Here is a 20203-nt window from a genome sequence, read left to right on the forward strand (position 1 = left end):
TGTAAGCTTTTCAGGATGAGTGCGTACTTAATGTGATGGGTTGATGTAACAAAATTGTTTCATTTTGGGGTTGATAAATAGCGAGGATGGTTCATAGTACACAAAAGTTAGTTTAATTGTATACAATCTGAACTGGAGGTTCGAATGGCAATTATGAAAGCGATTGAAGCAGCGGTAGAAGTGCTTAAACGTGAAGGTGTAGACATCGCATTTGGTGTTCCCGGCGCAGCAATAAACCCTATGTATGCGGCTATGAAAAAGCTCGGAGGAATCGACCACGTCTTAGCTCGTCACGTAGAGGGTGCATCCCATATGGCTGAAGGGTACACACGTACCAATCAAGGCAATATAGGTGTGTGTATTGGTACTTCTGGTCCTGCGGGAACGGACATGATCACGGGTCTTTATTCTGCGTCTGCTGATTCGATTCCAATTCTATGTATCACAGGCCAAGCGCCCCGTGCTCGTCTTCATAAAGAAGATTTCCAAGCGGTCGATATTGAATCTATCGCTAAACCAGTCACTAAATGGGCAACCACGGTGCTGGAACCTGCACAAGTGCCACGCGCATTTCAAAAAGCCTTTCATTTGATGCGTTCGGGTCGCCCGGGGCCAATCCTGATAGATCTACCGATTGATGTTCAGCTGGCTGAGATTGAGTTTGATATCGATACCTATGAACCGCTAGAACCTTACAAACCGCAAGCAACTCGCGCGCAGGTTGAGAAAGCATTAACCATGATGTCTCAATCGGAGAAACCGCTGATTGTATCGGGCGGTGGCGTGATTAATGCTGGTGCGTCTGAATTGTTGCAACAGTTTGCCGAGATCACTGGAGTTCCTGTGATTCCAACCTTGATGGGTTGGGGCTCGATCCCAGATGATCATGAATTAATGGCAGGCATGGTAGGGCTACAAACGTCTCACCGTTACGGCAACGAAACCATGCTCAACTCTGACTTTGTGTTTGGTGTCGGTAACCGATGGGCAAACCGTCATACCGGCTCTGTCGATGTTTACACTGAAGGCCGAAAGTTTGTTCACGTTGATATTGAACCAACCCAAATCGGCCGCGTGTTCTGCCCAGATTTAGGCATAGTCTCTGATGCCAAGGCAGCGCTAGAGCTAATGGTTGAAGTGGCACAAGAGTGGCGTGACGCTGGCAAACTGCTGAACCGAAATGCATGGGCAAGTGAGTGTCAGGAACGCAAGTCGACCATGCTGCGTAAAACCAATTTCGATGAAGCGCCAATGAAACCGATGCGTGTTTATGAAGAGATGAACAAGGCATTTGGTCGTGACACTTGTTATGTGAGCACCATTGGTTTGTCGCAAATTGCTGCCGCTCAGTTCCTACATGTTTATAAGCCGCGTAATTGGATCAACTGTGGTCAAGCTGGCCCATTGGGTTGGACAACACCAGCCGCATTGGGTGTACGAGCGGCCGATCCAAATCGCGACATTGTCGCTATCTCTGGTGACTATGATTTCCAATTCATGATTGAAGAACTGGCCGTCGGCGCGCAATTCAATCTGCCATACATTCATGTGTTGGTGAACAACTCGTATCTAGGTTTGATTCGCCAAGCACAGCGCCAATTTGATATCGACTATTGTGTACAACTGGCGTTCGATAACCAGAATGCACCAGAGCTTGAAGGCTACGGTGTTGACCATGTTGCCGTTGTTGAAGGCCTAGGTTGTAAGGCAATTCGAGTTCGTGAACCAGAGCAAATTGCGGCAGCGTTTGAGCAAGCCAAAGAGCTGATGAACAAGCACAAGGTGCCAGTGGTCGTTGAGCTGATTCTTGAGCGAGTAACCAACATTGCGATGGGCGTAGAGATCAATGCCATCAACGAATTTGAGCCACTTGCCGAAAGCCGCGGCGATGCCCCAACAGCGTTAGCGTACAAGTAATCATTAAGTCATGTGTATACGTAGAGCTGAGGTTTAGCTCTACGGAAAGTCTCCAAGAAATCGGAGCCTTACTAAGCAACCGTAGCTCCATCAAATAACCGTTGCTTCACTAAACAGTCATAGTTTCACCAAATAAAGAATAAGGACAGAGTCATGGCAAAATTTGCAGCAAACTTGTCAATGTTATTCACGGAAGTTGATTTTATGGATCGCTTTGAAGCTGCCGCAGAAGCGGGCTTTCAAGGTGTCGAATACCTTTTCCCATATGCCTTTGATGCGGATGAGATTAAACAAAAGCTCGAGGCTAACAACCTAGAGCAAGTGCTATTTAACTTGCCTGCGGGTGATTGGGACGCTGGCGACCGCGGTATCGCGGTAGACCCAGCAAGAGTTGAAGAGTTTCAAGCGGGTGTACCTAAAGCCATCGCTTACGCAAAATCGCTCGGCTGTGCTCAAGTGAATTGCTTGGCCGGGATTGTTCCACAAGGTGTGACCCAACAAGACGCGCAATCAGCGTTTGTGATTAACCTGCATTACGCGGCGAACGCGCTAGCAGCAGAAGGCATCAGCTTAGTGATAGAAGCGATCAATACCCGCGATATTCCGGGCTTCTTCTTGAATACCACAGAGCAAGCTAAAGCGATCATCAAAGAGGTAGGGAGCGATAACCTTTCTATCCAATACGATATTTATCATATGCAAATTATGGAAGGCGATCTTACGCCGACCATGCAACAGAACATTGGTCAAATTGCACACGTGCAACTGGCGGATAACCCAGGCCGACACGAACCGGGTACTGGCGAAATCAACTACCCATTCGTGCTCAACTATCTTGATGAGCTTGGTTATCAAGGCTGGGTGGGCTGCGAATATAAACCTAAAACGACAACGACAGAAGGCCTTGGTTGGCTGCACCAGTACCGTTAATTGCGTCTGGTAACCCTCAAACGTTAAGGAGAACAACATGTCTAAAATTGCATTTATCGGAACTGGCATCATGGGTAAACCTATGGCGAGTAACCTTCAAAAAGCAGGTCACGATTTGATTCTGTCTGATCACTTTAATGCAGCACCTGCTGATCTTGTGGCAGCGGGCGCAACGGTCTGTCATTCACCCGCGGAAGCGGCTGAAGCAGCAGATATCATTATCTTAATGGTGCCGAATACCCCTCAAGTAGAAGACGTCCTGTTTGGTGACAATGGCGTCGAGCAAGGCCTTACCGCCGGTGGCGCTGCTGGAAAACTGGTTATCGATATGAGCTCCATCTCGCCTATCGCCACCAAAGCAATTGCAGCGCGAATCAATGAAGGTGGTGCTTCATACCTTGATGCACCGGTATCAGGTGGCGAAGTAGGCGCTATTAATGCAGCGCTGACTATCATGGTGGGCGGTGAGCAAGACGCCTTTGACAAAGCACGTCCGCTATTTGAAATCATGGGTAAGAATATTACGCTGGTGGGCGACAACGGTGCGGGTCAAACCTGTAAGGTGGCGAACCAGATCATTGTTGCTCTGAATATCGAAGCCGTGTCTGAAGCGTTAGTTTTTGCTTCAAAAGCCGGTGCCGATCCAGCACGCGTACGTCAGGCTTTATTGGGCGGCTTTGCTAACTCTAAGATCTTGGAAGTACACGGCGAGCGCATGGTTGAAGGCACCTTTGACCCTGGCTTTAGAATCTCACTTCACCAGAAAGACTTGAATCTGGCGCTAACGGGCGCACAAGAGTTGGGTGTCGCACTGCCGAATACGGCTAATGCTCAGGAGTTGTTTGGCGAGTGTGCCGAAATGGGCGGTGAAGGTTGGGACCATTCTGCGCTTATCCAAGCGATTGAGAAACGTTCTGACCACTCGATTCGTTAATCTAGATAACGGTTTGTCCGTTTAGTGGTTAATCAATCAACCGATTATCCGTTAATTAATTAGGGCTGCTATCGATTCGTAGCTCAATAGTTTGTTTATAAATCGCGTAGTTTCGTCTCCTTTTATACGCGTTCCTGATACGAGGCCGAGGTTGAAGTTGTTCCTTTCCAACTTGATCTTAGCAGGCACCCTTTGGCTTTGTATCGGGGTTCTTTTTTTCTCCGTCAACTAAGGAGTGGCTGATGGATATTGATGCTAAGCAGTTTCTACAAACCCTTTTCTCAAGTGCTGTTAATCAGGCGCTACCTAAAAATCACATCGAACCTTTTCTTCCTAAAGACATTTTTTATCGCTCTGCTAATCAAGCCGGGCGTACTGTGGTGATAGGAGCAGGAAAAGCAGCCGCGTCGATGGCCGTAGAGCTTGAAGCGGTTTGGCAGGCAAAGAAACAACAAGATCTCGCACTGCGTGATCTTGAAGGCTTAGTCGTGACCCGCTACGAACACACCGCACCTTGCGAACACATTGAGGTGATTGAAGCAGCGCACCCCGTGCCAGATGCGATGGGCTTAGAAGTGAGCCAACGTATGCTGCAATTGGTGAGTGGCTTGAGCGCTGACGACACGGTTATTTGCCTACTGTCGGGTGGCGGTTCCGCTTTGCTAAGTCTGCCCGGTGGCGACATCAGCTTGGCAGAGAAGCAACAAATCAATAAGGCGCTGCTTAAATCAGGCGCCGCCATTGATGAGATGAATTGTGTTCGCAAACATCTATCTTCGATAAAAGGCGGTCGACTCGCCAAAGCGGCGTATCCTGCAAGGGTTGTGTCACTGGCGATTTCTGATGTGCCGGGCGATGACATTAGTGTGATTGCATCGGGCCCAACTGTACCCGACACCACCACGCGTTTTGATGCGATGGCAATTTTAGAACGTTACCAAATAGAAACACCATGCTCGGCATTTGAATGGCTAAATAATCCAGAGTCAGAGACGGTGAAACCAGATGACGTATGTTGGAAGAACGCGGAGCACCATATTATCGCGACACCAATGTCGGCATTGGAATCCGCTGCTGCAGAAGCTGAAGGCTTGGGTATTCCCGCTTATGTGTTGAGTGATTGCATAGAGGGAGAAGCGCGAGATGTCGCTAAGGTGCATGCTGCGCTAGCCAAACAAGTCGCTAATAACAAGCACCCATTTGAGACGCCTTGCGTGATACTTTCCGGCGGTGAAACCACGGTAACCGTTAAAGGCAATGGTCGCGGTGGGCGTAACTGTGAGTTCTTGTTGAGCTTGTATAACGAGCTTAAGGGACAAGACAACATATTTGCATTAGCTGCCGATACCGACGGGATTGATGGTGTTGAAGACAATGCGGGCGCATGGATAACCCCTCAAACATGGCAACAAGGTTCGAGCCTGTCGCTTAAAGCGCAAGACTACCTCGATGCCAACAATAGCTACGACTTTTTCAAGCAAGTCGATGTGCTTCTTACCACGGGACCAACGCTGACCAATGTGAATGACTTCAGAGCAATATTGATTCTTTAACTTGAACAGTTCAAAAACATGGTATGGAATGGTCGTTTCTTAACAAATAGAGCGGCCATTTTATTGTTATCAATGCGGTGACCTTGAGTTCTGAGATTATCTTCTGGACTAATGAAGCACGTTGATTACTATGATTTTAGTAACGAGCTGTAAAGGATGCAATATGTCTAGGATCAGACAAAAGAATCAAGATTTAATCATTGAGGTCGCGTGTGAACAATTCGCTACTCATGGTTATGCCGCAACAAAAATGGCCGATATCGCGAAAGCGGCCGACATTCCCAAACCCAACGTCTTCTACTATTTCAGCTCTAAAGATAAGCTCTACAATGCTGTGCTTGAAACCGTCACTCAACCATTACTTGAAGCGTCTCGTCCGATTGAAGAGCTCAGCGATCCTGTTGAAGCCTTGTCTCAATATATTCAAACCAAGCTGATCATTTCTCGCGATCATCCGCACGCCTCTAAGGTATTTGCTAACGAAGTGATGTCTGGCGCTAAAGTATTGCCGAAAGAGATTGGTGACGAACTGTATAAGCAATCCCAGATGATCCTCGATAAGTTCTCAACTTGGTCGGCACAAGGTCTAATGGACGATGTTCCTGCACATCATTTAATGTTTACCATTTGGGCGGCGACTCAAACTTACGCCGATTTTGGCTGGCAGATTTGCAGCGTGATGCAGAAAGATAAGCTCGATGACAAAGACTATGAAGATGCCGCTGAATTTATCACCCAGCTAGTGATTAAAGGATGTGGTGTGAAAAGCTAACGTTATTTGAATGTTTTTTTTGGTCTGCGATTGCAGGCCTTTTTTGTTTGTGCATGTGAGTGAGCATATGTGCAAAGCTACTTTTGTGACTTGTTGTGCAATAACTCATTTATCTTGAATTCGGTTCGATTAGGTATGCCATTTTATTTAAATGACAGGTTATAGTATCGCGAAAATTGGCGGCACTTACTCTTCTGAAAAGCGAAAAGCGAAAAGCGAAAAGCGAAAAGCGAAAAGCGAAAAGCTGGAAACTTATAGATGAAGCCGCTAACAATATTACACGCACAACATTAAGGTTTAGCAATGACGCTTAAAAGTTTGGCATGCACCATCAGCGCAGTTCTACTGGCAGGTTGCGGTTCAACGGTCGCGACGCAAACATACAACGCTGATCTGATCATCACCAACGGACAGGTTCTCACCATCAACTCTGAAATGGATGTGATTGAAGATGGTGTGGTAGTGGTGAAAGACGACCAGATTATCGCAGTTGGTAACGAGGATTTGATCACTCAATATCGCGCTGAAAAGGTGATTGACGCCCAAGACGGGATAGTTATGCCGGGTATGGTGAATGCACACAACCATTTACCGATGATTGCGTTTCGTGGCTTAGGGGAAGAGGGCATCTCGAACCGCTTGTTCGCTTACTTCTTCCCTCTAGAAGCCGAAAAGCTAAGCCGTGAACTGATTTACAACGCAACCAAGCTTGGTTCTATCGAATTGGCACAGAGCGGTGTAACCACTTATGCCGATATGTATTACCACATGGATGAAATGGCAAAAGCGACCAAAGAAGTCGGCTTACGCGCCGTGCTCGGCGAAACCGTGATTAAGTTCCCGGTGGTCGATGCTAAAGAACCTTACGGTGGGATTGAGTATGCCAAAGGCTTTATTGAGCAGTACAAAAACGACGAGTTAATCACACCTGCTTATGCACCACACGCGGTGTACACCGTGAGTAAAGATAAGCTGCAAGAAATCAACAAGCTGTCTGCTCAATACGATGTGCCGGTGCTGATTCACGTTGCTGAATTCCCGAATGAAGAAAAGCGCATCAAAGACGAAACCAAAGCGACATCGCCAGTTGAATACATGGATGAAATCGGTGTGCTTGATGAGCGTGTAGTGATTGCTCACGGCATCCACCTTTCAGAAAATGACCAAAAGCTTCTCAAGCAAGCTGACGTGGGTATCTCATACAACCCAATGGCGAATGCCAAAGGCGCGACAGGCATTGCACCTGCTTGGGAGATGTATCGTGCCGACATGCGCATTGGCTTAGGAACAGACGGCCCAATGAGCTCCAATCAAGTCGATATCATGCGCACCCTAAGTTACGCAGCTAATATGCAGCGCTTAAAGCATTCTGACCGCACTATCATGATTCCTGAACAAGTCATTGAAATGGCAACATTAGGTGGTGCAAAAGCCCTACACATGGAAGATCAAATTGGTTCTCTTGAAGTGGGTAAGAAGGCGGATGTCGTGATTGTAGAGACACAATCGGCGAACATGATGCCTAATTACGACCCATACGCGACTTTGGTTTACCAAGCGAACCCAAGCAATATCGACACGACCATCGTTAACGGCCAAATCGTAATGGAAAACCGAGTGATGCAGACGGTTCAACTGGACGAAATCCGCCAAAGCGTCGATGAGTTTGAAACTGACATCAAAGCGTTTGCCAAAGAGCTTTCTAAGAAGGCGATTAAGTCGAAGAGCTTGATGGATTAAGATGTAAATCGGTTTCTAAAAATCGAACTGAATGAACAAGGCCGACATCACGTCGGCCTTTTTTCGCTTTTCTAGTTAGAGAGTATTTAATTATTCATCGCCAGTTTACCTAGCTTCATTGCAGCTGCATGGTGGCGGTGCATTAGTTGTTCCATGTCTACGCCAATCACAGCGCCATCGTTCACTCGCCACTTACCTGCAACCATCACTTTATCTGCTTGTTGAGCGCCGCAGAGTAGTAGTGCTGCAAGTGGATCGTGGCTGCCAGAGAAGCGAATGTCATCAAGTTTGAACATCGCGATGTCGGCTTGTTTGCCGACCTCTAGCGTACCAATGTCGGTTCTGCCCATTGCTGCTGCAGAGCCGGATGTTGCCCAGCGCAATGCATCAAAGTGTGAAACATTTGCAGAGCCATATTGCAGGCGCTGTAGATACATCGCCATGCGCACTTCGGCAATCATATTAGAGCCGTCGTTTGAGGCCGAACCATCCACACCTAGCCCGACTTTTACGCCTGCTGCTTCTAGATCGTTGTTTTTACAAATACCGGAAGCCAACATCATATTGGAAGTTGGGCAGTGACTGATACCAATGCCTGCTTTACCCAAACGTTTGATCTCTTCTGGATTGAAGTGAATACCATGAGCGAGCCAAGTGCGCTCGTTCAGCCAACCCACATCTTCTAGGTAATCAACTGGGCGCAAGCCAAACTTCTCTATACAGAAGTCTTCTTCATCGAGCGTTTCGCATAGGTGCGTGTGCATCATGACGTTTTCACGCTCACTGATCTTGGCGGTCTCTTTCATCAGGTCGGTAGTGACTGAGAACGGCGAACAAGGCGCGAGTGCGATTTGAATCATCGCGCCTTCATCACGCTGGTGGTAATCGCGAATCAAGCGTTGGCTGTCATCTATAATGGTTTGTTCGGTTTGAATGGTGTGTCGTGGAGGTAGCCCACCTTCATCTTCCCCAAGGCTCATGGAACCTCGGGTAAATATCGCTCTAACGCCCAGTTTCTCTGCGGCCTCGACTTGCAAATCAATAGCGTGCTCAAGCCCGTCTGGTAGCAAGTAATGGTGATCGGAAGCAGTGGTACAGCCCGACATCATCAGCTCAACCAGAGCAAGCTCTGTTGCGAGGCTCATCATCTCCGAATCGAGGTTGGCCCAAACTGGGTAGAGGCTTTGTAGCCAATGGAAGAGTTCTTTATTCAGTGCGCCGGGGTAGGCTCGCGTTAGGGTTTGATAGAAGTGGTGGTGCGCATTGATAAGCCCAGGAGTCACAACATGACGAGAGGCGTCGACGCTGTAATCTACGGGTAAGGTCGGCTCTTTGTGTTTGCCAACCAGTTCAATGATTTTATTACCTTTTATGACGATTCCGCCTTCTGCATCAGCCTGCGAGCCAGTGTAGATTGCGAGAGGATTCTTAATCCAGATGGTTTCCATTCATAGTAGTCCTTAGCCATCTCAGCCTTTTCAGGGAAGAGGGTCTTTATTTGGTATTTGTTGTTGAAAGATAAATTCAAATCAAGGGCGATGAGACATTCACTGTTATCGTTACGCCCGTGATTCTACGGAAATCGGTTTTACGCTCGTTAGCGATTTATCTAGTTCGTTTTTGGCTCAGGGTTATCTGATGCCGTTTGAACTTCAGTTTCTGTTGTTGCTTGTTGAATTTCTAATTGCTCGTTTGAGTGTAGTTCTTCTTCTGCTTGTTCTTTCATTTCTAGCTCAACTTGCGCTTGGCTTTCGGCTAACGCTTCTTGTTCTTCTGCGCGTGAAGATTTCGGCAACACAAGGTTAAGAACAACCGTCATGATGGTGCCAGTCGTAATGCCAGAGTGAAGGAAATTGGCCAAATCGTGTGGCAAATGTTGAAGCAATCTTGGTTCGAAGGTGACGGCTAAGCCAGACGCTAAACCTACACAGATTACTAAGGCATTTCGCTTGGTGTCTGCGGCCTTGATCAACATGCGGATACCCGCGTAAGCAATCATCCCGAACATCACAAAGCCCACACCACCCAAAACAGGTTTCGGAATCGTGACGGCAATAGCGGCTAATTTCGGGAATAAACCGCCTAAAATTAGCAAACCACCGGTTGCAGCCACTACATAACGACTTGCTACACCTGTGATACCCACAATACCGACGTTTTGACTGAATGACGCCAATGGCATTGCCGTTAAAATCGAAGATAAGGTACTACCAAGGCCATCGCCTAGCAGTCCACGTTTTAGATCTTTACCACTGACTTGGGTTTGGCAGTTGTTGCCTAGTGCCATGAAGTCACCCGTTGCTTCGGCGATAACCACGATGTACACCAAACTCATACTGATGATGGCACTCGCAGAAAAGGTAAAGCCATACTTGAAAGGTTCAGGACCACCGACCCAAGCCGCAGAGCTGATTTGCTCAAGGTCGACCATGCCGAGAGATAGCGCCACAATATAGCCGCCCGCTAAACCAATCACGATGGCCGAAGCGGCAACCGCGCCTTTACAGTAAACAGATACGCCAACCACAATCCCCAAAGAGACCAGTGCTAGAAACAGCTTTGGTAGTGTAGCGAATTGTTCCGTATTGGCAGGGGAGTCTCCGACCCAATTCATGGCAACCGGTAAAATGGTTAAGCCGATTAGGGTAACCACAACACCACTTACCACGGTTGGGAACAGCTTCCTAACCTTGTCCATGTAGAAGCTGGCACCAATTACCACAAACGAGCCGATAAGTGCAGAGCCCATGATAGCGGCGACGCCACCTTCGTTACCGATTGAGATAGCGACACCTAAAAAGGCAAAGCTCGAACCCATAACCACGGGCAGTCGAATGCCAACAGGGCCAAAGCCGAGACATTGAGCGACGGTTACAATACCTGACGCTAGTAATGCAGCATTGATCAGTGAGACGATCTCTGTGTTAGGTAGGCCGATAGAAGCACCAACAATAAGGGGTACAGCAACAATGCCACCAATCGAGGCGAGCATGTGTTGCAATGCGAGTAGGAAGGTTAAGCCGTGAGGCGGTCTTTCATTTAGGGTGTACAGAAGTTTCATTTGATATTCCTCTGCCTGCGTTTCCGTTTCCGTTTCCGTTTCCAGGCGATTGGCGGTCAAATAATGACTTCTACAAACTGCGTAGGGTCATAAAAAAGTGCACTGAATCGGTAGGGTTTCTGCTCTCTCGTCATCAATGCAATTAGCTTTCTTAAAAATCATGTTGTTGCTTGGCTTGCGAACCAGCCAAGCAACGTTGTGAGCAATCAAGAAATGACTGCTCAGGAGCTTTAGGGTTAACCGATGAACACTAGCTTGGCGATGAAGATAGCCGCTAGGAAGTACATCGAGATAGACACATCTTTGGTTTTACCTGTCGCCAACTTAAGCACTGTGTAGGTAATGAAACCCAATGCGATACCGTTCGCGATAGAGAAGGTCAGTGGCATCATTAGTGCGGTAATCGCGGCTGGAGCACCGTTAGTGAAGTCTTTCCAATCGACGTGCTGCATGCTGCTCATCATCACGAATGCGACGTAAATAAGAGCACCAGACGTTGCGTAAGCGGGGATCATGCCTGCAAGCGGTGATAGGAAAATTGCCGCTAAGAACAACACACCAACCACGATTGCTGAAAGACCTGTACGTGCGCCTGCTGCAACACCGGCTGCACTCTCTACATAACTGGTTACTGGCGGACAGCCTACACACGCACCTGCCACGCTTGAAATACTGTCGGCTTTCAGTGCTTTGCTTAGGCCTTCAATCTTGCCCGTTTCAGGGTTGGTCAGGTTTGCACGCTCAGCTACGCCCATCAAGGTACCCGCGGTATCGAACATGTTTACAAAAAGGAAAGCCAAGATAACGCTGATCATTGAAACATCGAGAGCGCCCATAATGTCCATTTTTAGGAACGTAGGCGCTAAGCTTGGTGGTGCAGCGAAGAAGCCATCGTAGTGAACTAAGCCAAGCATCATGCCGACCAGAGTGACACTCAAAATACCGATAAGTACCGCACCAAACACTTTACGTTCACTCAGAACCGCAATGATCAAGAATGCAATCGCAGCAAGTAGAGCTTCTGGTTTGGTGAAGTCACCCAATGAAACCAAAGTTGCTGGGTTTTCGACGACGATACCCGCTGTTTTTAAGCCAATTAGACCTAAGAACAAACCAACACCTGCAGTCATTGAATAGCGCAAGCTCTCTGGAATACTCTCGATGATCCATTGGCGGACTTTGTAAAAACTCATCCCGACAAACAAGATACCGGAGATAAACACCGCACCCAGTGCCACCTCCCAGCTGTAACCCATTTCGCTCACAACCGTGAAAGAGAAGAAGGCGTTCAAGCCCATGCCCGGTGCAAGGCCGACAGGCCAGTTCGCGAATAAGCCCATTAACAAACAACCAATCGCGGCACCAATACAGGTAGCGACAAATACAGCCCCTGCATCCATACCTGAAGCGGCCATGATTTGTGGGTTAACGAAGATGATATAAGCCATGGTTGCGAAGGTGGTGACACCGCCGACTAACTCATTTTTTACGCTGCTTCCGTGTGCCTTAATCTTAAAGAGTTTCTCTAAAATTCCGTTGTTCGCATCTTGGTTGAGTATTTCTGTTTTACTCTCACTCATGTCTGCAAGTCCTTTTATGTTGTGATCCATTTATTGAATACAGCGAGATTTCAATATTAAGTTTTAAGGTTTTTCCTAGCTCTAACTCGTTATGAATAAGCTTTTCGTGGCTCATTTTTTAACTGTTAACGTTGTTAGTATTTTTATGTGAGCGTGTTGAGGGTCTGTTGACCTTTCGCGGTTAAATTTTGTTCGAGATAGAATCGTTTTAGGCGCGGCAAGGAGTATGTAGCCTAGCCACTCTAAGTAAATACTTCTTAACAAAGCATAAAACGATTCTAGCCGAACCCTTCGGGCAGCCTTTGTGGTTCATTTCTACTGCGTTATCGGCTTCTCATGTAGGCTAGCTACACATCAAAGCCTCTGCCTTGTAGAAATTTTCCACAAAGCGCTGCAAAAATCAGCTCGAAAGGTCAACAGACCCTACTGAGCGCGCATCTTTTTAAATGCACGCATGAATCTGTTTATTATTGGGTGATAGAGCCTAGTTAGAAGTTCTAGGTCACGAGACTAACTGCCCCGATAGGTTGAGAAACTGTAAGGGGAGACGAGAAGAGGAACGTGATAATGCGCTTCTGGGTCATCTAAGCCGAAACGAATAACCACATCGTCTAGGAAAGGCACGCTATCCAATTCCACGCCTTTACTTCTGTAGTAATCGGCTACGTAAAACACCAATTGATATTTCCCCGGTCGGAAATCATTCCCTGCCAGAATTGGCGCATCGGTTCGGCCATCGGAGTTAGTGATTACCGTCGCCAACTTTTCTGTTGAGTCTTCATTGACCTTATAAAGCTCTACCTTGATCTCTGCACCCGGTAAGCCGTGAGTCGTGTCTAATACGTGTGTTGTTAATCTTCCCATAGTCCTTTAATAGCGCTTTTGGCGCTCCTCTGTTCCGTGGTTTATCTGTCTATTTCGACCTTGCAAAGAATGCAACTGGTCACTTTGTTATCACTAACTATGTACGAACTGTACACAATTAGTAAAGCTAATTGTTGGGAAAATGTTAACTATTGTGTCGTTTTTTCTGACTTTATAGATCTTGATTATCGTTTTTTGGTGAGTTTTTGTTTTATTAAGTTGTTGTTTTTAATTGGTAATAGTGCGTAAATTTAACTTGAATAACAAAATCTTTACATTGAGATAAATAATTGTATACAATAAATGTACAGGGGTAAGGTTGCTCTGTTTATCGAGAATCCATTTGGTTGAATCATTTGGTGACTCACTTAAAGAGCGGCTAAGCCAACCACTTATGTTAGGAGTACTTGGATGAATAAGGATTATTCAAGAAATTTGATCGGTTACGGAGCTAACCCTCCAAACCCTCAATGGCCAGGTAATGCGCGCGTCGCGGTTTCTTTTGTATTGAACTATGAAGAGGGCGGTGAGCGTTGTTTGTTACATGGAGATGACGAATCTGAAGCCTTTCTTTCAGAGATCCCGTCAGCACAGCCGATCAAAGGCGAACGTCACATGAGCATGGAGTCCATCTATGAATATGGTAGCCGTGCGGGTGTATGGCGTGTTCTTCGCTTGTTCGATGAATATGAAATCCCACTGACCGTCTTTGCGGTTGCAATGGCGATTGAGCGTCACCCAGACGTTGCCAAAGCCATGGTCGAAGCGGGTCACGAAATCTGTAGCCACGGTTACCGCTGGATAGACTATCAATACATTGATGAATCTGAAGAGCGCGACCATATGACCAAAGCGATCGAGATCATCCAACAAGTGACGGGTCAACGCCCACAAGGTTGGTACACAGGTCGAACAGGTCCAAATACGCGTCGCTTAGTCGCAGAAGAAGGCGGCTTTCTTTACGACTCAGATGCCTATGATGATGACCTGCCTTATTGGCACACCGAGACTGGTCATCCTCAGCTAGTGATCCCTTATACACTCGATGTGAACGACATGCGTTTTTCAACGGCGCAAGGCTTTAACTCTGGTGAGCAGTTGTTCCAATATCTGAAAGACACGTTTGACACCCTTTATATGGAAGGCGAAACCGCACCGAAAATGATGTCGGTTGGGCTGCATTGTCGTCTGATTGGTCGCCCCGGTCGTATTGCTGCATTAAGACGTTTCTTAGATTACGTAAAACAGCACGACAGCGTGTGGTTATGTCGTCGAATCGATATCGCCAACCACTGGCACCAACATCATCCATATCAACCAAATAACGCTAATCATCAACAGCAAAAGTAACAGTGAAGCAAGGAGGCTTAACGTGACTGAATTTCGATCATGCCAACCAACAACCATGGACCGCGATACCTTTGTAGCTCACTTCGCTGATGTTTACGAGCACAGCCCATGGGTTGCGGAAGTGGTGTATGACCAAGGTTTGAATGCCGAAGATGACCATATCGAGAATCTTCACCTGAAAATGGCATCGACCTTGTTAAGTGCAGACCAAGGCAAACAGTTGGCTTTGATCAACGCTCACCCGGATTTAGCCGGTCGAGCAGCAGTAAACGGCGAACTCACCGAGTCGTCGACCAAAGAACAAGCGGGGGCGGGCATCGACCAGTGCAACGCCGAAGAATTTGAAAAATTCACTTCTTACAACAACAGCTACAAAAGTCGCTTCAATTTCCCTTTTATCATGGCGGTGAAGGGAGCCAATCGTTACCAAATTCTTGAGTCGTTCGAGATGCGATTAGGAAATGATAGTGAAACTGAGTTTGCTACGGCGATTCAAGAGATCAACAAGATCGCGATGTTTCGTCTCTGGGATATGTAAGTTAACGGAGTTAACAGCTATCTCAGCCCAGTCTTAGTGCGCTAAGAGCACGCTTTATAAGCGAATAAGCCACTAAGTTCTCATTTTATTATTACTTGATTAATTGGATAGGATTACACGGACATGACCCAAACATTTGAACAATACATAAACCTTGCAGACGAAAAACTCGGCGCAGAAGCTATCTTCGCAACAGACGATTTTTTCGCGGATAAAAGCCGTCTACTCAGCCATGCAGCGCCAGAGTGGAAAGACGACTTATACGACGATAACGGCAAGTGGATGGACGGCTGGGAAAGCAGACGCAAACGCGGCGAAGGTTACGACTACTGTGTCGTTCGCCTTGGCCTAGCTGGCACTATTGCTGGCGTTGATATTGATACCTCATTCTTCACAGGTAACTTCCCACCTTCGGCATCAATTGACGCGTGTTATTCACCACAAGGTGAGCCAACAGACGCAACAGAGTGGCAAGAAATTCTGCCTTCAATGGCACTACAAGGTGATCATCATCATCTTGAAGCGATTGAAAGCGACCAAGTATTTACTCATCTACGTTTGAACATCTACCCAGATGGCGGTGTAGCGCGCTTACGTGTTTATGGCCGACCAAGTGTGGATTGGGAAGCAATTGATTCTCAGCAACAGGTCGACCTAGCATCGGTTGAACACGGTGGTCGAGCATTGGCATGTAGCGATGAGCACTACGGCAACAAAGCCAACATCTTAGGTCCTGGCCGCGGTGAAAACATGGGTGATGGCTGGGAAACAGCACGTCGTCGTACACCGGGTAATGACTGGGTTATAGTGGCACTAGGTCATCCAGGTAACATCGAACGTATCGTTGTTGATACGGCTCATTTCAAAGGTAACTACCCAGACAGCTGCTCAATTCAAGCCGCTTACGTGAAAGGTGGTACCGACGACCAAGTAGAAACACAAAGCCTATTCTGGCGTGAACTGTTGCCTGCACAAAAGCTGCAAGCGCACGAGATTCACGAATTCATTTCTGAGGTAAACGACCTTGGTGCGATTACCCACGTACGTGCAAACATATTCCCAGATGGTGGTATCAGCCGTTTGCGTCTATTTGGTACGAAGGCGAAATAGGTAAGGAAATCAGATATGAGTAATGGAATACGTCGTTTATCCATCGAACCGTTAACCAAGCAGGCTTTTGCAGAGTTTGGCGATGTTATCGAGTCCGATAATAGTGATTTCTTCATGATCAACAGTGGATCAACACGTCGCTACCACAAGCTAGCGACAACGGATGTGCAAGACCAAGACGGAGAAGCGATCATTAGCATCTTCCAAGCCACACCGTTGAGCTACCCACTGACCATCAAAATGTTAGAGCGTCATCCACTTGGCTCTCAGGCATTCATTCCATTACTTGGTCAACCCTATTTAATTGTTGTTGCGCCAAAAGGCGATGATCCAACATTAGCCAAGAGCCGAGCTTTCTTGAGCAACGGCCGTCAAGGAGTGAACTATCACAAAGGGGTGTGGCATCACCCAGTTCTCGCGCTTACTGATCAAGACCAGTTCTTGATCGTCGATAGAGGCGGCGAAGGGCACAACTGTGATGAAGTTTATTTCGACAGCGACCGAGTGGCATTGCATTTGGACGACTTGCCAACGGACGACAATAAGGAAGAGCAACGCTTAGCTAAAGCGTTGTGATACAGGAGTTTATTATGGATCCGCATATTACAGAATGGTTGAATTTAGCAATACGCTGGGCTCACATGATTGTTGGTGTTGCGTGGATAGGCGCATCATTTTACTTTGTTTGGTTAGAGAACAACCTTAACCGAGTAAACCCAAAAACGGGCCTTTCAGGCGACTTATGGGCGATTCACGGTGGTGGTATTTATCACCTAGAGAAGTACAAACTTGCGCCACCAGAGATGCCAGAGCACCTGCACTGGTTCAAATGGGAAGCTTATTTCACGTGGATCACCGGTGTGTGTTTACTGGGTGTGGTTTACTACCTCAACGCTGAAATCTACCTGATTGCACCAGGCTCTGGCCTTGATTCAACAACGGCAATCGCGATTGGTATTGGTTCATTCGTTGCCGGTTGGTTTATCTACGACTTACTGTGTGACTCGCCATTAGGTAAAACCCCCGTGTTGCTTGGCGTTGTGCTGTTTGTACTACTAGTCGCTGCAACATATGGCCTAACTCAAGTGTTCAGTGGCCGTGGTGCTTACATCCACGTAGGGGCGATTATTGGTACCATTATGGTGGGTAACGTATTCCGCGTTATCATGCCTGCACAGCGCAACTTGGTGAAAGCGATTGAAGAGAAGCGCGAACCGGATCCTGCATTGCCAGCGAAAGGTCTACTGCGTTCTCGTCACAACAACTACATGACCCTGCCAGTGCTGTTCATCATGATCAGTAACCACTTCCCAAGCACTTACGGCTCGGAATACAACTGGTTGATCCTTGCTGGTTTAGCGATCTTCAGTATCTTGGTGCGTCACTACTTCAACACCCGTCATGGCAGTCAGAAGTTTGCATGGACAATACCAGTAGCAGCATTGGGTATGATCACGCTTGCGTTTGTTACCTCACCTTACGCGAAAAAACAGATGACTCCGGTTGTGCAAGCACCAGTGGTTCAAGAAGTGCAAGTCAGCGCGACTGAATCAGCGACAGAAGAGGCTGCTTCGAACGCCACCGCTTCAACGACGGCCAGTTCTCAAGCTGTTCCTGCAGACCACGCAATGCAAACGGCTAGCGCAGGTGTAAGCTTTGAAACCATCAACAAAGTCATTCAAGAGCGCTGTTCTGTGTGTCACTCATCAACCCCGAGCCACGCCGCTTTTGCTGCTGCGCCAGGTGGTGTGATGTTTGATACGCCAGAAGAGATCAAAGCCAACGTCCCAAGGATTGTTGCTCAAACCGTAACAACCAAGGTGATGCCGCTCGGCAACATGACTCAAATGACCGATGCAGAACGTGCACTCATCGGCACTTGGGTAGAGCAAGGCGCTACGCTTCAATAATGATGTGAATCCTTTACCTAAGAGCATGAGTCTTAGGTGAGGCTTGGGGAGAGTTTGGTTTCGGGCACGCACCAAACTCATCCCACCCTGTTTCCCCGGTTCCTATAACCGGGGCTTTTTGTTTTTGGACAAAGGTAATGCAGAAATACTATTTAGTTAATGGCATATGTGTATATATGTCACTTAGAGTGTTTTCAGTGTTTGAGTAATAATATGCCAAGCTATATTATATGCAGTTAATTGCTTTTTTAAGGTGTGTTTTCAATGAGAAAACCAAGAATATTTATAGCGTCTTCAGTAGAAAGTTTGGATGTGGCAGAAGCTATTAATGTCAATCTAGATCATGAGTTTGAGGTTACTATTTGGAAAAATGGAACTTTTAAGCTTTCTTCCACTAGTGTTGATGACTTGGTTGCAAAGTCATCTTCTGTTGATTTCGCGTTGTTTATTTTTGCTCCAGATGACATTGCTATGATAAGAAGCCGAGAGCAACATGTCGTGCGAGATAATGTGCTTTTTGAGATGGGGTTATTTGTAGGAGCTATCGGGAAAGAGCGTACATTTTTTATTAAACCTCGAAATCAAGAAATGCACTTACCCACAGATCTTCTTGGCTTAATGCCAGCAGATTATGAAGCTAATCGAAGTGATGGTGATCTTGTTTCTGCAACAAATAGAGCTTGCTCATTAGTTAAGGCTGAAGTTAAAAGGTTAGGTTTATTGAATAGAGAATCTTTGAAAGCTAACACGGTGTTGGAAGTTAACTCTAAAAATTATCCTATTTCTACAGTAGATCTAAAGTTCTTATCGGTTGTTCTTTCATCACACACATCTCGCCCTGATGGCTTGGATTTTTTTCAAATTTGTAATGATGTTCACGAGTCAGATAGTTTAATCAGTTTGGCTGCAATTAAATTGGAACGTCTTGGTTATATTGAAAAAACCATCGAGCATGATAGTTGGGGGAACGGCGTGTATCAGTACTCAATCAATGAAGCAGGGATTGATTTGTTATTGGGTTCAGATTTAGCGTCATGATGTTTTAGTTAAGTCATCGTATAAAACACCCAATATAACCGCTTTGAAGGGGATTTTACCGTTATAGGCATAGTAAATAAATTTGATATGAATCTCTACCCATGGCATTTTTAGTCCAAATTGACTTTACTTAGGACAAAAAATGGAAGACTTGATAGTCGCGTATTTTAGGGCATTGAGCTCATTCTTTAGGTATCTGTTTCAGTCGATCTTGATTGAGTTCATTGGTTACGGAGCTGGCTGGATAGTCTGTAAAGTATTCACACTAGGGCGCTTTCCCCCATTGATTCCAACTGAAAAAGAGCGAACCAGAATTTCTTATGTCGGGGCGATTAGCATCGTATTGTTTCTGTTAGCAATTGGTGTGTTCAATAGTTTTTAGGCGACGGAATAGAGTGTGGCCATGGATAGTATTCAAAATAATACGGACAAAAAAGACATGCTTGAGAAAGTTCAGAATATTGCTTCGATTAACGGGTTGGAATATGAAGTGAGCGGAAATGTCCTTAACCTTAAGCTAGGCAGAGCTGGTGGAAAGGTAAAAATTAAATACGACTACGCGACGAATTCATACGTCTACAACTGTAATGAATATGCTATTGGTTTTTCCAGTCTCATCTTCTTCGTTCTTTCGTTCAATACTCTGTATCAAGTTACTCACCAAGCATGGTCTGGCTACGTCGCGGGTTTGATGTTTGCGGTGGCAGTATTTAATTTGATCCAATTAATATTGTCTCACGTCCAAATGCTAGACATTAAAGCACAGCTAAGAGAAGTCGGTATTTATCTCAAGTCTGGCGCGTGAGAACCTTTAGCATCTTGTCTATCGTGAACAACTGAGCATTCGCTGAGTAATGAGTGGTTGAGCCTTGCCATCGGTAGCTATACGCTCAAATAAACAGCACT

At 46.5% G+C, this 20203-nt stretch carries 18 protein-coding genes; 14 read left to right on the forward strand and 4 right to left on the reverse strand.

The window, feature by feature from the left end; genetic code table 11:
* Nucleotides 1–144: 144 nt before the first annotated feature.
* The 6 genes from gcl to BCU07_RS15705 all read left to right on the forward strand — a co-directional run bounded on the left by gcl (nt 145) and on the right by BCU07_RS15705 (nt 7846).
* Nucleotides 145–1917, forward strand: a complete 1773-nt coding sequence (gene gcl, locus BCU07_RS15680) for a glyoxylate carboligase (RefSeq protein ID WP_102428158.1) — start codon at nt 145–147, stop codon at nt 1915–1917.
* A gap of 153 nt (nt 1918–2070) precedes the next feature.
* A complete protein-coding gene (gene hyi, locus BCU07_RS15685; protein ID WP_017065018.1) occupies nt 2071–2847 on the forward strand; it encodes a hydroxypyruvate isomerase in 777 nt (258 codons plus the stop codon).
* 37 nt (nt 2848–2884) lie between these two features.
* On the forward strand, nt 2885–3781 hold the full coding sequence (locus BCU07_RS15690; RefSeq protein ID WP_017105663.1) for a 2-hydroxy-3-oxopropionate reductase: 897 nt from the start codon (nt 2885–2887) through the stop codon (nt 3779–3781).
* 242 nt (nt 3782–4023) lie between these two features.
* The gene (locus BCU07_RS15695) at nt 4024–5334 is read left to right on the forward strand and encodes a glycerate kinase (RefSeq protein ID WP_102428159.1); all 1311 of its coding nucleotides are present in this window, start codon (nt 4024–4026) and stop codon (nt 5332–5334) included.
* A 163-nt stretch (nt 5335–5497) separates the two neighbouring features.
* Entirely contained in the window at nt 5498–6106 is a 609-nt protein-coding gene (locus BCU07_RS15700) for a TetR/AcrR family transcriptional regulator (protein WP_017076969.1), read from the forward strand.
* Between the two features lie 303 nt (nt 6107–6409).
* The gene (locus BCU07_RS15705) at nt 6410–7846 is read left to right on the forward strand and encodes an amidohydrolase (RefSeq protein WP_102428160.1); all 1437 of its coding nucleotides are present in this window, start codon (nt 6410–6412) and stop codon (nt 7844–7846) included.
* A gap of 86 nt (nt 7847–7932) precedes the next feature.
* Here the strand turns inward: BCU07_RS15705 and BCU07_RS15710 are convergent, their stop codons facing one another.
* The 4 genes from BCU07_RS15710 to uraH form a co-directional block, all read right to left on the reverse strand.
* Entirely contained in the window at nt 7933–9294 is a 1362-nt protein-coding gene (locus BCU07_RS15710) for an 8-oxoguanine deaminase (RefSeq protein WP_017067339.1), read from the reverse strand.
* Nucleotides 9295–9455: 161 nt separating this feature from the next.
* Nucleotides 9456–10907, reverse strand: a complete 1452-nt coding sequence (locus tag BCU07_RS15715; RefSeq protein WP_102428161.1) for a nucleobase:cation symporter-2 family protein — start codon at nt 10905–10907, stop codon at nt 9456–9458.
* Nucleotides 10908–11143: 236 nt separating this feature from the next.
* A complete protein-coding gene (locus BCU07_RS15720; protein WP_102428162.1) occupies nt 11144–12487 on the reverse strand; it encodes an NCS2 family permease in 1344 nt (447 codons plus the stop codon).
* A 510-nt stretch (nt 12488–12997) separates the two neighbouring features.
* Nucleotides 12998–13351 carry a hydroxyisourate hydrolase gene (gene uraH / locus BCU07_RS15725; RefSeq protein ID WP_102428163.1) on the reverse strand — a complete coding sequence of 118 codons (354 nt, stop codon included), beginning with the start codon at nt 13349–13351 and terminating at the stop codon, nt 12998–13000.
* A 411-nt stretch (nt 13352–13762) separates the two neighbouring features.
* Here uraH and puuE point away from each other — a divergent pair, with 411 nt between their 5' ends.
* From puuE to BCU07_RS15765, 8 genes are all read left to right on the forward strand, one after another.
* Nucleotides 13763–14701, forward strand: coding sequence for an allantoinase PuuE (gene puuE / locus BCU07_RS15730; RefSeq protein WP_102428164.1), 939 nt, complete (start codon nt 13763–13765; stop codon nt 14699–14701).
* 22 nt (nt 14702–14723) lie between these two features.
* Nucleotides 14724–15239 (forward strand): 2-oxo-4-hydroxy-4-carboxy-5-ureidoimidazoline decarboxylase, encoded by a 516-nt coding sequence (gene uraD, locus BCU07_RS15735; RefSeq protein ID WP_017067791.1) that lies wholly within the window; start codon nt 14724–14726, stop codon nt 15237–15239.
* A 123-nt stretch (nt 15240–15362) separates the two neighbouring features.
* Entirely contained in the window at nt 15363–16349 is a 987-nt protein-coding gene (gene alc, locus BCU07_RS15740; RefSeq protein WP_017086623.1) for an allantoicase, read from the forward strand.
* Between the two features lie 15 nt (nt 16350–16364).
* Nucleotides 16365–16925, forward strand: a complete 561-nt coding sequence (locus tag BCU07_RS15745; RefSeq protein WP_102428165.1) for an ureidoglycolate lyase — start codon at nt 16365–16367, stop codon at nt 16923–16925.
* Nucleotides 16926–16939: 14 nt separating this feature from the next.
* Nucleotides 16940–18259 carry a urate hydroxylase PuuD gene (locus BCU07_RS15750; RefSeq protein ID WP_102428166.1) on the forward strand — a complete coding sequence of 440 codons (1320 nt, stop codon included), beginning with the start codon at nt 16940–16942 and terminating at the stop codon, nt 18257–18259.
* A 264-nt stretch (nt 18260–18523) separates the two neighbouring features.
* Nucleotides 18524–19297, forward strand: a complete 774-nt coding sequence (locus BCU07_RS15755; protein ID WP_017061600.1) for a TIR domain-containing protein — start codon at nt 18524–18526, stop codon at nt 19295–19297.
* 142 nt (nt 19298–19439) lie between these two features.
* Nucleotides 19440–19679, forward strand: a complete 240-nt coding sequence (locus tag BCU07_RS15760) for a hypothetical protein (protein ID WP_102428167.1) — start codon at nt 19440–19442, stop codon at nt 19677–19679.
* A 21-nt stretch (nt 19680–19700) separates the two neighbouring features.
* On the forward strand, nt 19701–20102 hold the full coding sequence (locus tag BCU07_RS15765) for a hypothetical protein (RefSeq protein ID WP_017067014.1): 402 nt from the start codon (nt 19701–19703) through the stop codon (nt 20100–20102).
* Nucleotides 20103–20203 lie beyond the last annotated feature (101 nt).

It is taken from the genome of Vibrio sp. 10N.261.54.E10 (assembly GCF_002877735.2).
Classification (GTDB): domain Bacteria; phylum Pseudomonadota; class Gammaproteobacteria; order Enterobacterales; family Vibrionaceae; genus Vibrio; species Vibrio crassostreae_C.